The 12,857-nt window shown below is 70.1% G+C and carries 13 protein-coding genes; 5 read left to right on the top strand and 8 right to left on the bottom strand.

Features of this window, described 5'->3' with window-relative positions; translation table 11 throughout:
* Nucleotides 1-22 precede the first annotated feature (22 nt).
* From ACYVLJ_RS04960 to ACYVLJ_RS04950, 3 genes are all read right to left on the bottom strand, one after another.
* Nucleotides 23-898 (bottom strand): HhH-GPD family protein, encoded by an 876-nt coding sequence (locus ACYVLJ_RS04960; RefSeq protein WP_460437887.1) that lies wholly within the window; start codon nucleotides 896-898, stop codon nucleotides 23-25.
* 76 nt (nucleotides 899-974) lie between these two features.
* Nucleotides 975-1,466, bottom strand: coding sequence for a beta-class carbonic anhydrase (locus ACYVLJ_RS04955; RefSeq protein WP_451969219.1), 492 nt, complete (start codon nucleotides 1,464-1,466; stop codon nucleotides 975-977).
* Nucleotides 1,467-1,566: 100 nt separating this feature from the next.
* Entirely contained in the window at nucleotides 1,567-2,667 is a 1,101-nt protein-coding gene (locus ACYVLJ_RS04950) for a LacI family DNA-binding transcriptional regulator (protein WP_451969218.1), read from the bottom strand.
* A gap of 177 nt (nucleotides 2,668-2,844) precedes the next feature.
* On the opposite strand from ACYVLJ_RS04950, the gene ACYVLJ_RS04945 reads away from it, so the two are divergent.
* The 3 genes from ACYVLJ_RS04945 to ACYVLJ_RS04935 are packed head-to-tail and all read left to right on the top strand — an operon-like array spanning nucleotide 2,845 to nucleotide 5,480.
* Entirely contained in the window at nucleotides 2,845-3,747 is a 903-nt protein-coding gene (locus tag ACYVLJ_RS04945; protein ID WP_460437886.1) for a TroA family protein, read from the top strand.
* Between the two features lie 2 nt (nucleotides 3,748-3,749).
* On the top strand, nucleotides 3,750-4,601 hold the full coding sequence (locus tag ACYVLJ_RS04940) for a metal ABC transporter ATP-binding protein (protein WP_451969216.1): 852 nt from the start codon (nucleotides 3,750-3,752) through the stop codon (nucleotides 4,599-4,601).
* Between the two features lie 3 nt (nucleotides 4,602-4,604).
* Complete coding sequence (locus ACYVLJ_RS04935; RefSeq protein ID WP_451969215.1) at nucleotides 4,605-5,480, top strand: metal ABC transporter permease; 876 nt, start codon at nucleotides 4,605-4,607, stop codon at nucleotides 5,478-5,480.
* Here ACYVLJ_RS04935 and ACYVLJ_RS04930 read toward each other — a convergent pair.
* The 3 genes from ACYVLJ_RS04930 to ACYVLJ_RS04920 all read right to left on the bottom strand — a co-directional run bounded on the left by ACYVLJ_RS04930 (nucleotide 5,477) and on the right by ACYVLJ_RS04920 (nucleotide 9,194).
* A complete protein-coding gene (locus ACYVLJ_RS04930) occupies nucleotides 5,477-6,685 on the bottom strand; it encodes a DUF445 domain-containing protein (RefSeq protein ID WP_460437885.1) in 1,209 nt (402 codons plus the stop codon). The genes ACYVLJ_RS04935 and ACYVLJ_RS04930 overlap by 4 nt on opposite strands.
* A gap of 34 nt (nucleotides 6,686-6,719) precedes the next feature.
* Complete coding sequence (locus tag ACYVLJ_RS04925; RefSeq protein WP_460438012.1) at nucleotides 6,720-7,895, bottom strand: DUF445 family protein; 1,176 nt, start codon at nucleotides 7,893-7,895, stop codon at nucleotides 6,720-6,722.
* 69 nt (nucleotides 7,896-7,964) lie between these two features.
* A complete protein-coding gene (locus ACYVLJ_RS04920) occupies nucleotides 7,965-9,194 on the bottom strand; it encodes a DUF445 domain-containing protein (RefSeq protein WP_460437884.1) in 1,230 nt (409 codons plus the stop codon).
* Between the two features lie 129 nt (nucleotides 9,195-9,323).
* Between ACYVLJ_RS04920 and ACYVLJ_RS04915 the strand changes: the two genes are divergently transcribed.
* Together ACYVLJ_RS04915 and ACYVLJ_RS04910 are read left to right on the top strand one after the other, a co-directional pair.
* Nucleotides 9,324-10,289, top strand: a complete 966-nt coding sequence (locus ACYVLJ_RS04915) for a coiled-coil domain-containing protein (RefSeq protein ID WP_460437883.1) — start codon at nucleotides 9,324-9,326, stop codon at nucleotides 10,287-10,289.
* A gap of 497 nt (nucleotides 10,290-10,786) precedes the next feature.
* A complete protein-coding gene (locus ACYVLJ_RS04910; RefSeq protein ID WP_460437882.1) occupies nucleotides 10,787-11,437 on the top strand; it encodes a class II aldolase/adducin family protein in 651 nt (216 codons plus the stop codon).
* A gap of 36 nt (nucleotides 11,438-11,473) precedes the next feature.
* Here the strand turns inward: ACYVLJ_RS04910 and ACYVLJ_RS04905 are convergent, their stop codons facing one another.
* Together ACYVLJ_RS04905 and ACYVLJ_RS04900 are read right to left on the bottom strand one after the other, a co-directional pair.
* Nucleotides 11,474-12,145, bottom strand: a complete 672-nt coding sequence (locus tag ACYVLJ_RS04905) for an HD domain-containing protein (protein ID WP_451969208.1) — start codon at nucleotides 12,143-12,145, stop codon at nucleotides 11,474-11,476.
* Nucleotides 12,146-12,218: 73 nt separating this feature from the next.
* The gene (locus ACYVLJ_RS04900) at nucleotides 12,219-12,857 is read right to left on the bottom strand and encodes a hypothetical protein (protein WP_460437881.1); all 639 of its coding nucleotides are present in this window, start codon (nucleotides 12,855-12,857) and stop codon (nucleotides 12,219-12,221) included.

Here is a 12,857-nt window from a genome sequence, read left to right as displayed (position 1 = left end):
GACCAACTTTTGGTGTAGCGCGTCAGTGTTCACCCGGCAGGGCGAAGAGGCCGCCGCTGGTCTGCTCCAGGAGCCCGTCGACGAGCAGGGAGTCCAGGCAGCGGTCGCGCTGGCCGCCGTCGTGCCAGACGAGGTCCAGCCTGGCCTTCTCGACCGGGCCTTCGCTGCCGCGCAGGACGTCGAGCAGCAGCCCGCGGACCTGCCGGTCGGTGCCGGCGAACTTCTGCACGGGCTTGACCGGGCCGGCGTACTCCGGACGGCCGGCGAGTTGCCACGCGCATTCGGAGTGAACGGGGCAATCGGCGCACTTCGGCGCCCGCGCGGTGCAGATCAGCGCACCCAGTTCCATGATCGCGGCGGAAAACCGCGCGGCGGGCGCGTCTCCGGCCGGCAGCAGCGCTTCGACGTCGGCCATGTCCCGCGTGTTCGACGCGGGCCCGGCGTCCCCGGCCCCGTGCACGGCCCGCGCGACGACCCGCCGCACGTTGGTGTCGACGACCGGTGCCCGCCGCCCGTAGGCGAACGCGGCGACGGCCCGCGCGGTGTAGGCCCCGATCCCGGGCAGCGCGAGCAGGGTGTCCACATCGGACGGAACGACGTCGCCGTGGTCGCGTGCGATCACCCCGGCGGCTTCGTGCAGGCGCAGCGCGCGCCGCGGGTAGCCGAGCTTGCCCCAGGCCCGCACGACCTCACCCGGCGACGACGCGGCGAGCGCGGAGGGCACCGGCCAGCGCGCCATCCACTCGTGCCAGATCGGCTCGACCCGGGCGACCGGCGTCTGCTGGAGCATGATTTCGCTGACCAGCACGCCCCAGGCCGAGCACTCCGGCTCGCGCCAGGGCAGGTCCCGGCCGTGCGCGGAAAACCAGTCGAGCAGTACGTCAGCGTCCACAGCCACGCGCCCATTGAACCCGACGGCGGTCAGGCCGGGGACTCGGCCTCGCTCCGGTGCGCCGCGCCGAGGCGGGCGAGCGTCACTCGACCTCGGTCAGCCGCCCGGTCTTGACGTCGTAGACGAAGCCGCGGACGTTGTCCGTGTGCGGCAGGTACGCGCTGCGCCGCACCCGCTCCACCGACGTCCGGACGCTGTTCTCGACGTTTCGGAACGCCTCGACCGCCCAGGTCGGGCGCAGGCCCGTGTCGTTCTCCAGCTCGTCCTTGAAGTCGTCCTCGGTGACCATCGAGAGGCCGCACTCGGTGTGCTGGACGATCAGCACCTCGCGGGTGCCGAGCTTGCGCTGGGACAGGGCGAGCGAGCGGATCATGTCGTCGGTCACCACGCCGCCCGCGTTGCGCAGGACGTGCGACTCGCCCTGCAGCAGGCCGAACAGCTCGAACACCCGGATCCGGGCGTCCATGCAGGTCAGGACGGCGACCTGCAGCGACGGCTTCGGGGACGACCGGTCGCCCGGCGTCACCTCGCCGAGCTCTTGGTTGCGCTTGAGCAGTACGTCGATCGAGGTCATCGGTCACCTTCCGGCCAGTGGCCCCGCGGCGCGGGCGTGCCACTCCATTTGACCCGGTGAGTACCCCGTCGGGCAATGCGTTACGAGCTATGTCACGGGGTCAGCCCCCGAACCAGGGCTCCTCGACCGTCCTGGGGGGTGCCGACGTGCGCCCGACGCGCAGTTCGGTCGGGAGCGTGATCACCTTCGGTGCGCTTCGCTCGGCCGAACCGAGCAGCAGCCGCCCGGCCGTCTTGCCCTTCTCGAGCACGGGCTGGTGGACCGTGGTGAGGCCGATCCGCTCGGCCTCGGCGATGCCGTCGAAGCCGGTGACGGTCAGGTCCTGCGGCACGCGCAGCCCCCGTCGTTCGGCCTCGGCCATGGCGCCGAGCGCGAGGATGTCCGAGGTGCAGATCACGGCCGTGATCTGCGGGTACGCGTCCAGCAGCTGCCGCGCCGCGGACGCGCCGTCGTCCACCGTGTGGTCGAAGCGCTCGACCACCGGGACGCTCGCCCAGTCGACGCCCGCCGCGGAGAACGCCACGGCCAGCGCCTCCAGCCGGGTGCGCTGGACGTGGAAGTGCGCGCCGCTCTGCCGGGCGGCCGAGACGAAGTCGTCGTTGCGCTCGCGGGCGAGCCGCATGCAGATCACGCCGACCTGCCGGTGCCCCAGGGTGACGAGGTGCTCGGCGATCTTGCCGACCGCCGCCGCGTCGTCCGGGCCGACGCGGTCGATGCCCTCCAGGCTCGGCTGGTCGATGATCACCGTCGGCACCGGCCGCTCGAGCACGGCGGCCAGGTGCGGGTCGTCGTCCGGGACGGAGTAGACGACGAAGCCGTCGACGCCCGCGCGGTGCACGGCGGCGACGTCCTCGCGGCCGGGGCTGGCCGGCACCAGGTGCAGGCCGACGCCGGCGTCTTCGCAGGCCAGGGCCAGTCCTTCGAGGACACCGACGGCCGCGGGGTCGCGGAAGGCGTAGGAGAGGTTCTCGGTGAGCAGCAGCCCGACCGCGCCCGCCTTGCGGGTGCGCAGGGAGCGGGCGACCGGGTCGGGACCGGGGTAGCCGAGGCGCCGCGCGGTCTCGAGGACCCGGCGGCGCAGTTCCGGGGACAGCTGGTCCGGCCGGTTGTAGGCGTTGGACACCGTGGTCCTGGACACACCGAGCTCCGCCGCGAGCGACGCCAGCGTCGCCTGCCTCCGGGTGCGAATAGGACGTCCCATCAGCAAACCGTAACGGTTCAGATCGTTTTCCTGAAGAGACACCCCGGGTGGTCGATGTCTCGATCCGCATGCATGAAGACGCATACACCAAACCGGGATCGGATGGCCAGGAAGTCATCCGGATGGGGTAAGGTGAATCTGACAACGGTTTCCATTAGCGTCTGCAGGAGTCTTCAGATGAGTTCCCGCACCAGGAGCGTGCTCGCCGCCGCTTCGGCCCTGTCCGTGCTCGCCCTGGCCGCGTGCTCCGGTGGAACCTCCGACGGCGGCGGGCAGTCCGGCGGCTCGGACAAGATCGGGGTCGTGGCTTCGACGGACGTCTGGGGCAGCGTCGTGAGCGCCGTCGGCGGCGACAAGGTCGAGGTCAAGTCGATCATCCACGACCCCTCGGCCGACCCGCACTCGTACGAGACCACGGCGGACGACGCGCTCGCGGCGAAGGACGCGAAGCTGCTCCTCTCCAACGGCGGCGGTTACGACGAGTTCTTCGACAAGCTCACCGCGCAGGCCGGCGACGCCAAGAAGCTCGTCGCCTACGACATCGCCGCGACCGGCGACGAGAACGAGCACGTCTGGTACGACCTGCCGGGCGTCGGCAAGGTCGCCGACCAGGTCGCGGCGCAGCTCGGCGAGCTCCAGCCGGCCGCGAAGCAGCAGTTCACCGACAACGCGACCGCGTTCAAGGCGAAGGTCGACGCGCTGGAGAAGCGCCTCGGCGAGCTGGGCGCGTCGCACCCGGGCGCGAAGGTCGTCGTCACCGAGCCGGTCGCGCACTACCTGCTCCAGAGCGCGAAGCTGACCGACGCGACGCCCAAGGCGTTCTCGGACGCCGTCGAGAACGACACCGACGTCCCGGCGGGTGCCGTGAACGAGTACAAGCAGCTCATCGCCACCAAGCAGGTCAAGGCGCTGATCAACAACGCGCAGACGGTCACCCCGCTGACCCAGGACGTCGTCGGGCAGGCGAAGGCCGCCGGGATCGGCGTCGTGGACGTGACCGAAACGCTGCCCCGGGGTGTGACGGACTACATTGGCTGGATGACCGGGGAAGTGGATGCGCTGGCAGGAGCGTTGAAGTAACCATGCCGCCGACCTCTGTCCCCGATGACGTACGCCCCGCGGTCCGGGTCCGCGGGGCGGGCCTCGCCTTCGGTCCCCGCACGCTCTGGTCGGGGCTCGACCTCGTCGTCGAGCCGGGGGAGTTCCTCGCCGTGCTCGGCCCGAACGGCTCCGGCAAGAGCAGCCTGCTCAAGGCGCTGCTCGGCATGCAGGGCCTGTCGGCGGGCGCGGTCGAGATCGCCGGCGGCCGTCCGGGCGGCGCGAACCGCAAGGTCGGCTACATCCCGCAGCAGCGCGCGATCGACGAGTCGCTGACGCTGCGCGGCGTCGACCTGGTCGGTTTGGGCCTCGACGGTCACCGCTGGGGTCCGGGCCTGTTCGGCATGGCCGCCCGGCGGCGCCGGGTCGCCGCGGCGATCGACGCGGTCGGCGCGACCCGCTACGCGAAGCAGCCGGTCGGCCGGCTGTCCGGCGGCGAGCAGCAGCGGCTGCGGGTGGCCCAGGCCCTGGTCGGCGACCCCGAGGTGCTGCTCTGCGACGAGCCCCTGCTGTCCCTGGACCTGGCGCACCAGCGCGCGATCAGCGAGCTGATCGACGCCCGGCGGCGCGCGGCGGGCACGGCGGTGCTGTTCGTGACGCACGAGATCAACCCGGTGCTGCCGTTCGTCGACCGGGTGCTGTACCTGGTCAACGGCCAGTTCCGGATCGGCAAGCCGGACGAGGTCATGACCACCGAGACCCTGTCCGAGCTGTACGGAACCCGCGTCGAGGTGCTGAAGGTGGGCGGGCAGATCCACATCGCGGGCGCGCAGAGCGCGTTGTGCGAGGAGGAGCCGCACCACCACGAGCACGACGTCGAAGAGCAAGTGGGCTGAGTCTTGGATCTGTTCGACTTCGGCAAGACCTGGGAGCTGATCACCGAGCTCGACGGCGTCCGGACGGCGTTGCTGGCGGCGGCGATCCTCGGCCTGGTGGCCGGGGTGCTGGGCCCGCTCATCGTGATGCGGCGGATGTCGTTCGCGGTGCACGGCACGTCCGAGCTGGCGTTCACCGGCGGCGCGGCGGCCCTGCTGCTGGGCATCGGCGTCGAGTACGGCGCCCTGATCGGCGCGGTGGTGGCGGCGCTGCTGCTGGGCATCCTGGGCGCGCGCGACGCGGACCGCGACTCGGTGATCGGCGTGATCCTGTCGTTCGGCCTCGGCATGGGCGTGCTGTTCCTGTCGTTCTACAAAGGACGGTCCGGGAACAAGTTCGGGATCTTGACCGGCCAGATCATCACGATCGATTCGACGAACCTGACGTTGTTCGTGGTGTCGTCGGTGGTGGTGCTGGCGGTGCTGGCCTTGGTGTACCGGCCGCTGTTGTTCGCCTCCGTGGACCGGAACGTCGCGGTCGCGCGCGGGGTGCCGGTGAAGACGCTGACCGTGGTGTTCGCGCTGCTGGTGGGTGTCTCGACGGCGTTGAGCGTGAAGGTGGTCGGCTCGCTGCTGGTGGTGGCGCTGATGGTGACGCCCGCGGCCGCTGCCGCGCGCGTGACGGCGTCGCCGTGGAAGGCCACGGTGCTGTCGATCGTGTTCGCCGAGGTGTCGGCGATCGGCGGGATCGTGCTGTCGCTGGCGCCCGGGCTGCCGGTGAGCGCCTTCGTGACGGCGATTTCGTTCCTGATCTACGTGGTGTGCCGGGTGATCGCCTGGCAGCGCGATCGCCGGACCCGGGTCCGCGCGGTGGAACCGGCTCTCGTCGCGGCGGCCTAACCCAGCATCAGCAGGACCTGCAGCTCACCCACGACGAACCCGATCACCCCGCCGACCGCGATCAGCTTCCACTCGTCCTGGCGGAACGCCGGGCGCAGCAAGCCCTCGAACTCCAGTGGCGTCAACGCCAGCATCCGCTGCTCGATCATCTTCGCGACGTCCATCGCCTCGGTCAGGTACCCCTCGGCGTACCGGGCCGTGTCCGGCAGCTGTTCGAGCGCCTTGCGGGCCGCCGCGTGCTTCATCTCCTTCAGCCGCGTGCCGCCGACGGTCCGGGACAGCGGCATCTGCGTGTCGACCGCTTCCGAGACGAGGTGCTCGACCAGCGCCGCCAGGCGGTCGGCTCGCGGGCCGCGCAGGACCGCGTCCAGCAGGTTCTGGACCGTCAGGACCTCGTTCGCGATCAGCTCGCCGTACTGGCGCGCCACCTCCGCGCGCCGGCGCTGGAACTTGCCCTGGAAGATCACGCGGCCCAGCCGGACCGGCTCGCGCGGGACGAAGATCAGCTTGATCGCCAGCCAGTCGGTGAACAGGCCGATCGAGCCGCCGAAGACCGGCAGCACCAGGGGCTCGCGCGTGAACGCCCAGACGATCGTCTGGACCAGGCCGAGGCCGAAGCCGAAGTAGATGCCCATCCGCGCGATGAACGCCATCTCCGGCCGGGACGTCTCGCGGATCAGGCGTACCAGCAGCGCCTTGTCGCGCGTCAGCCGCTCGACCGTCATGTGCTGGACGTCGAGGACCTCGTCGAGGTTCTCGCGGACGTCGTCGAGGAACTCCCGGACCAGCCGCGGCGCCGACGCCTGGACCTGCTTGATCAGCATCTCCTGCGCCAGCGTCGGCATGACCTCCCACAGCCGCGGGTGGTGTTCGGCGAGGACGTCGCGCGCGATGTGGTCGACCGCGCGCAGCAGCGGCTGTTCCAGCTCGCTCGTGATGATCACGGGGTCGATGCGGCCGAAGACCTCGCGCAGGTCGAGGAGGTTCGCCGTCAGCAGCTCGGTCGCCACCGCCGCCATCCGGCCGCCGTGCTTCGGGACGACGCCCTGCCAGCCGAGCAGCGGCGGGATCCCGACGAACTCCAGGGGCCGGAACATCATCTCGATGGCGACGCGCTTGGTGACGTACCCGATCAGCGCCGCGATGAACGGCATCGCCGCGTACAGCGGCCAGTGGAGGGCGAGGTCGTGCAGGACAGCGTCCACCCGACCTCCTCTCCCGAAAGCGAAACCGTACCGGCTAGCCGAGCAGGGCGAGCACCTGCAGCTCGCCGACCAGTCCGCCGATCACCGCGCCGACGGCGATCAGCTTCCACTCGTCCTGCCGGAACGCCGGCCGCAGCAGCTGCTCGAACTCCAGCGCGCTCAGCTTCTTCATCCGGTCGACGATGGTGTTCCGCACGTCGAGCGCGTTGATCGCGTAGTTCTCGGCGTACCGGATCGTCTCCGGGACGCGCTCCGCCGCCTTCGCCGCCGCCGTCTGCTTCATCTCCTGGAACTTCCTCGTCCCGACGGCGATGGCGACGAACGGTTTCACGACGCTCGCCTGCGCGTCGATCGTCTTCTGCACCTCGCGGGTGATCATCGTGAACAGGCGGTCGGACTTCGGCCCGCTCAGCACGGCTTCCAGCAGGTTCGGGATGGTGATGATCTCGCGGGCGATCATGTCGCCGTAGTCGGCGGCCACCTCGTCGCGGCGCTTCTGGAAGACGCCCTGCCAGGTGTAGAGGCCCAAGAACCGCTTGGGTTCGCGTGGCAGGAAGATCATCTTCAGGGCCAGCCAGTCGGTGAACCAGCCGATGAGGAGGCCGAACAGCGGAAGCACGATCGGCGACTTCGTCAGCGTCCACACGACGAGCTGCACGCAGCCGAGGACGAACCCGAACCCGATGCCCGAGCGCGCGATGAACCGCATCTCGGGCCGCGAGATGTCGCGGATGAGCCGGTTGAGCAGGGCCTTGTCGCGCACGAGGTTCGTCACGACCATGTGCTGCAGGTCGAGGACGTCCTCGATGTTGTCGGCGATCTCCCGCATGATCTTGGTGATCGCCTTCGGCGCCTCGGCCTGGACGCGCTTGAGCAGCAGCAGCTGCGCGGTGTTCGGCAGCACTTCCCAGAGCCGCGGCTGGTAGGTCTCCATGACCTCGCGGGTGACGTCCTCGACGACCCGCAGCAGCGGCTGTTCGATCTCCTTCGCGACCTGCACCGGGTCGAGGCGGGCGAAGATCTCCTTGGGGTCGACCAGGGTGGTCGTCAGCATTTCGGTCGCCGTCGCCGCCATGCGCTCGGCGTTCGCCGGCAGCACCCCCTGCCAGCCGAGGAACGGCTTGATCCCGGTGAATTCGAGCGGCCGGAACATCATTTCGATGGCGACGCGCTTGGTGACGTAGCCGATCAGGGCCGCGATGAACGGCATGGTGACGTACACCTGCCAGTGCGTGCCGAACTCGATCGCGTCCACGCCGGGCACGCTATCGGCCCGGTGTCAGTGGAGCAGGAGCAGTACCTGCAGTTCACCCACCAGCCCGCCGATGATCGCGCCGACGGCGATGAGCTTCCATTCGTCCTGCTTGAAGGCCGGGCGCAGGATGCCTTCGAACTCGAGCGGGGTCAGCTGCTGCATCTTTTCGACGATGGTGTTGCGGACGTCGAGCGCGCCGGTCGCGTAGCTCTCGACGTGTTTCACCGTTTCGGGGAGGTGTTCGATCGTTTTGGCGGCGGCCGCGCGTTTCATCTCCTGGTACTGGCGGCCGCCGATGGTCAGCGCGACGAGCGGCTTGGCGATGCTCGCCTGCGCGTCGATCGTGCGCTGCACCTCGCGGGTGACCAGCGCGAACAGCCGGTCCGCGCGCGGCCCGGTGAGCACGGCCTCCAGCACGTTCCGCACGGTGAGCACCTCGTCGGCGATCAGCGCGCCGTAGTCGGCGGCGACCTCCTGGCGCCGTTTCTGGAACATGCCCTGCCAGCGGAAGAAGAGGAACCCGCGGGGCTCGCGCGGGTAGAAGATCATCTTGAGCGCGAGCCAGTCCGTGACGAAGCCCGTGACGAAACCGAAGACCGGCATGATCAGCGGCTGTTTCGTCAGCGCCCACGCGACGAACTGGACGAGCCCGATCACGAACCCGAACCAGATCCCCGACCGCGCGATGAACTTGAACTCGGGCGCGGCGACCTCGCGGATCAGCCGGCAGGTCAGCGACTTGTCGCGGACCATGGCGCCGATCAGCATGGCGTTGACGTCGAGGACCTCGTCGATGTTGGTCGAGACCTCCCGCAGCAGGCGCTTCACGACTTCCGGCGCCTGCGCGCGGACCTGGTCGACGAGCAGCTGCTGCGCCCGCGCCGGCAGCAGCTCCCAGAGCCGCGGCTGGTAGGTCTCCATGACTTCGCGGGTGACGTCTTCGACGGCCTTGAGCAGGGGTGCTTCGAGCTCTTTGACCATTTCTTCCGGATCGAGGCGGCTGAAGATCTCCTGCGGGTCGACGAGGTTGCGGGTGAGCAGGTCGACGGCGGTGGTGGCCATCCGCCGCGCGTTCGCCGGGATCACGCCCTGCCAGCCGAGGAACGGCCGGATGCCGCGGAACTCGAGGGGCCGGAACATCATCTCGATGGCGACGCGCTTGGTCAGGTAGCCGATCAGGGCGGCGATGAGCGGCATGGTGGCGTAGACGTGCCAGTGCTCGCCGATGTCCGCGAGGATCGCCTGTATGTCCACAGTGGCCTCCTCGCCGTTAACCGCTGGTCAACAAGCTCAGGATGCCATGCGTCACCGGGGGTTCCAATATTCGTGATGCATCCGTTTGGCGGTACGTCCTGACGGGCCCCGGCTCATTAAGGTGGCGCGATGGTCGCGCCTGAGAAGCCCCAGCCCGCCCCGAAGACCGCCCAGTTCGCCGTGGGTGTCCGCGGCTACAACCAGCGTCAGGTCGACGAACGCGTCGCCGAGCTGAACAAGGACCTGCGCGAGACGTCCCGCAGCCGCGACGAAGCCGTCGCGACGTCGGCGGACCTCACCAAGGCCCTCGCGTACGCGCAGAAGGAGCTCGCCGAGACCAAGGCCGCGCTGGCCAGGATGAGTTCGAGCCCGTCCGGCGCCGGCGCGATGGCCGAGCGCGTCCGGATGATGATGCAGCTCGCCGAGGAGGAGATCGCCGACCTGCGCGCGGCGGCGGAGGCGGACGCGGCATCGACCCGCGACCAGGCCGACAAGTACGCGCACGAGACGCGCCGCACGGCCGACAAGCTGGCGAAGGACGCGGAAGAGGAGCGCGCCCGCCTGCTGTCGGACGCGAAGGCCGAAATCGAAAAGCTCAACGCGGCGGCGGGCGCCAAGCGGGTCGAGCTGGCCGCGGCGGCGGAGCGGTCCCGCAAGGAAGCGGACGCGGCAGCCGAAGCAGCGGCGGCCGAGGCACGCGCCGAGGCGGACCGGGTGGCTTCGGAGGAGCTGGCCCGCAAGAAGAAGGCCTTCGACGACGAGTACGCGGCCAAGAAGAAGGCGTTCGACGAGGAGATCGCGACCAAGAAGCACGAGACGGACGCGGCCTTGGCCGACGCTCGGTCCAAGCAGGCGACGGCTGACCAGAACCGGAAGCTGGCTCTGGACCTGCGGTCGAAGGTCGCCGAGCGGATCGCGGCTACGGATGTGGCTGTTCAGGAGGCCATGCGGTTGCTGGCTCCGGAGCCTGTGGCTGGTGAGAACGGGGATCGCAAGCCTGCGCCTGCTCCTGCGCCTGCGCCGAAGGGTGCGGCTTCGAAGGCTGCTCCGGCTTCCGCTGCCGCTCCTGCTGCGCCTGCTCCGACGAAGGCTTAGGGCGAACGGTCCGCTCGCACCCCTGGCCCGGGGCGCGAGCGGCCCTTTCGCGCCTGGCCCGGCGTCGCGACTGGCCCTTTCGCGTCTCGGTGGGCGTTGCGAGTGGCCCTTTCGCGCGCGGGCGGGCGTTGCGAGTGGCCCTTTCGCGACTCGGCGGGCGTTGCGACCGGCCCTTTCGCGCGCGGGCGGCGTAGCGAGCGGCCCTTGCGCACCCGTCCAGCGTCGCGACTGGCCCTTTCGTGCCCCGGCGGGGTCGCGAACGGTCCATTCGCGCTCGCGCGGGCGGCGTAGCGAGCGGCCCTTTCGCGCCCGCTCAGCCGTCGCGACCGGCCCGTTCGCGCCCGGCCCGGCGTCACCAACGGCCCCTTCGCGCCCGCGCGGCGTCGCGAACGGGCCGTTCGTGCCCTCTGGAAATCCCCCGGCCGGGTAGGTGGCCGAGGCTCGTGGGTGGCTGGCAATGTTCATGCTGATCACCCCCGAGACGAACGGACCTGCCCATGATCCTCGAGACCGAGCGCGCCGCCGTGTGTGCTTATGCGCGGCGGATGGTCGGTGATGGCCTGGTCGTCGGCACGTCCGGGAACGTGTCCGTGCGGGCCGGTGATCTCGTTGCCGTCACCCCGACCGGGGTCGGCTACTCCAGCCTGAACCCGGCCGACGTGCCCGTCGTCGACCTCGGTGGGCAGGTTGTCGACGGTTCGCTCAAGCCGACCAGTGAGCTGCCGATGCACCTGTCCGTCTACTGGGACGTGCGCGATCCCGACGGCGAGCCGGTGACCGCTGTCGTGCACACGCACTCGCCGCACGCCACCGCCGCCTCCACGCTCGTGCGCGAGCTGCCGCCGGTCCACTACATCATCGCGACCATCGGGCCGTCCGTGCGCGTCGCTCGCTACGCCACTTACGGCACGCCCGAGCTCGCCGCCGCCGTGCTCGAGGCACTGGACGGACGCCGCGGCTGCCTCATGGCCAACCACGGCACCCTGACCTACGGCGACGGCCTCGAGGCCGCCTACCACCGCGCGCAGCAGCTCGAATGGGCCTGCCGCGTGTGGCTGCTCGCGCAGAGCGCCGGCCGGCCGAGCCTGCTGCCGCCGCCCGAGGTGGCCAAGGTCGTCGACCGGCTGCGCAGCTACGGCCAGCGTTAGCGGATGACGGTCGCGGCCCACCAGGTGCTTGCGTAACTAGGACGCCAGCGCGTCCACCGCGTGGACGGCGTCCAGCAGTTCCGCGACCGTCGGGTCGTCGACCGCCTCCTTGATGCACTGCCACAGCTGGAGGTTCGCCATCGCCCAGCGCGAGTACGTCGCCGCCGCTTCGGGGTTGTAGAAGTAGTACCCCTCGTCGTGGACGTCGCACTGTTCGCCGACGATCTTGTCCGCCAGCTCGCGCAGGCTCAGCCCGTTTTCGCGCAGGTACCGGTGCGCGAGCACCACCGGCGTCACCGGCAGCGCCTTGAACAGCGTGTCGGCGTCGCTCAGCGCCTGTGCCTCCAGCGAGATGTCACGGCCGCGCGTGGCCATCTCGGCTTCGTCGACGATCTCGTCTATCCAGCGCGCGACGGACGGCGGCACGCCGCACTCCGCGAGGATCTCCAGCCGCAGGCTCCGGCCCGCCGCGGCGGGCGAGTTCCGGAGCACCAGGTAGTTGACGTCGTGCACCAGCGCGGCCACTTCGACCACGGCGCGGTCGGCCCCGTTGTGCTGGGCGAAGCCGACCGCTTTCGCGCGGACGAAACTCACGTGGTGCCAGCCGTGGAACTGCAGGCGTTCGGCATAGCGGTGGCACAGCCGGTGGACCCGGTTTTCCACAGCGCCGACGGTGACGTGGTCGATCGTGCTTTCCTGCGTGCGCATACACCTCTCCGATCCCGGCCGTGGTGTTCAGACGGGTGGAGTAATGGTAAGCGCCGCTGACGCCGGTGTGTAGCTAGATGCGGTCCGCCAATTCCCCCAATCGGCTCTCGACCGGAACGTGCCGATGGCCGATTCCGCCGGCGGGATCGAAGGAAAGGCTGTATCCGCTCACCGGCCGTGATTTCACCAGGAAAGTCATCGTCCCGGCCGCGGCTTCGGGGATCCGGTGGAATTCGTCGGCCAGCATGGTGATGCACGCGCCGGCCTGGCACAACGTGCTGCGCCGCCGCCGCGCCGAGGTGATCAGCCCGGTGCCGCCGTCGATCGTCGTCTCGTACCTTTCGTGGAGGTAGTCGCCCCGGAGAATGGTGGTGCAGAAGTGGTACCTGTGGTTGTGCACGGAATCCGCGTAGCCCTCCCGCCAGTCCTCCTGCGCCTTGTATTCGTGCAGCCAGAAGGAGAACGGGTCGGCCGGTGAATCCAGCAGGCACCAGGCGAAGTGTGTGGTCGTTTCCCGGGACGAGCGCAGCACCTTGGCGGCCTGCGCGTCCGTCAGCGCGCGCAGTTGCGCGCGCAGTTCGTCGCGCAGCCCGGACTGGCCGGCCCACGGCCGGAACCAGCCGTCGACCGCGCGCCAGTCGGCGGCGATCGGGGGCCCGGCCGCACGCAGGCGCGCGGCCAGTTCGGAAAGAGGGGACAGGCGGGTGAGCAA

The organism is Amycolatopsis stemonae (assembly GCF_054781455.1).
This window is presented reverse-complemented; position numbering and strand designations above follow the sequence as displayed.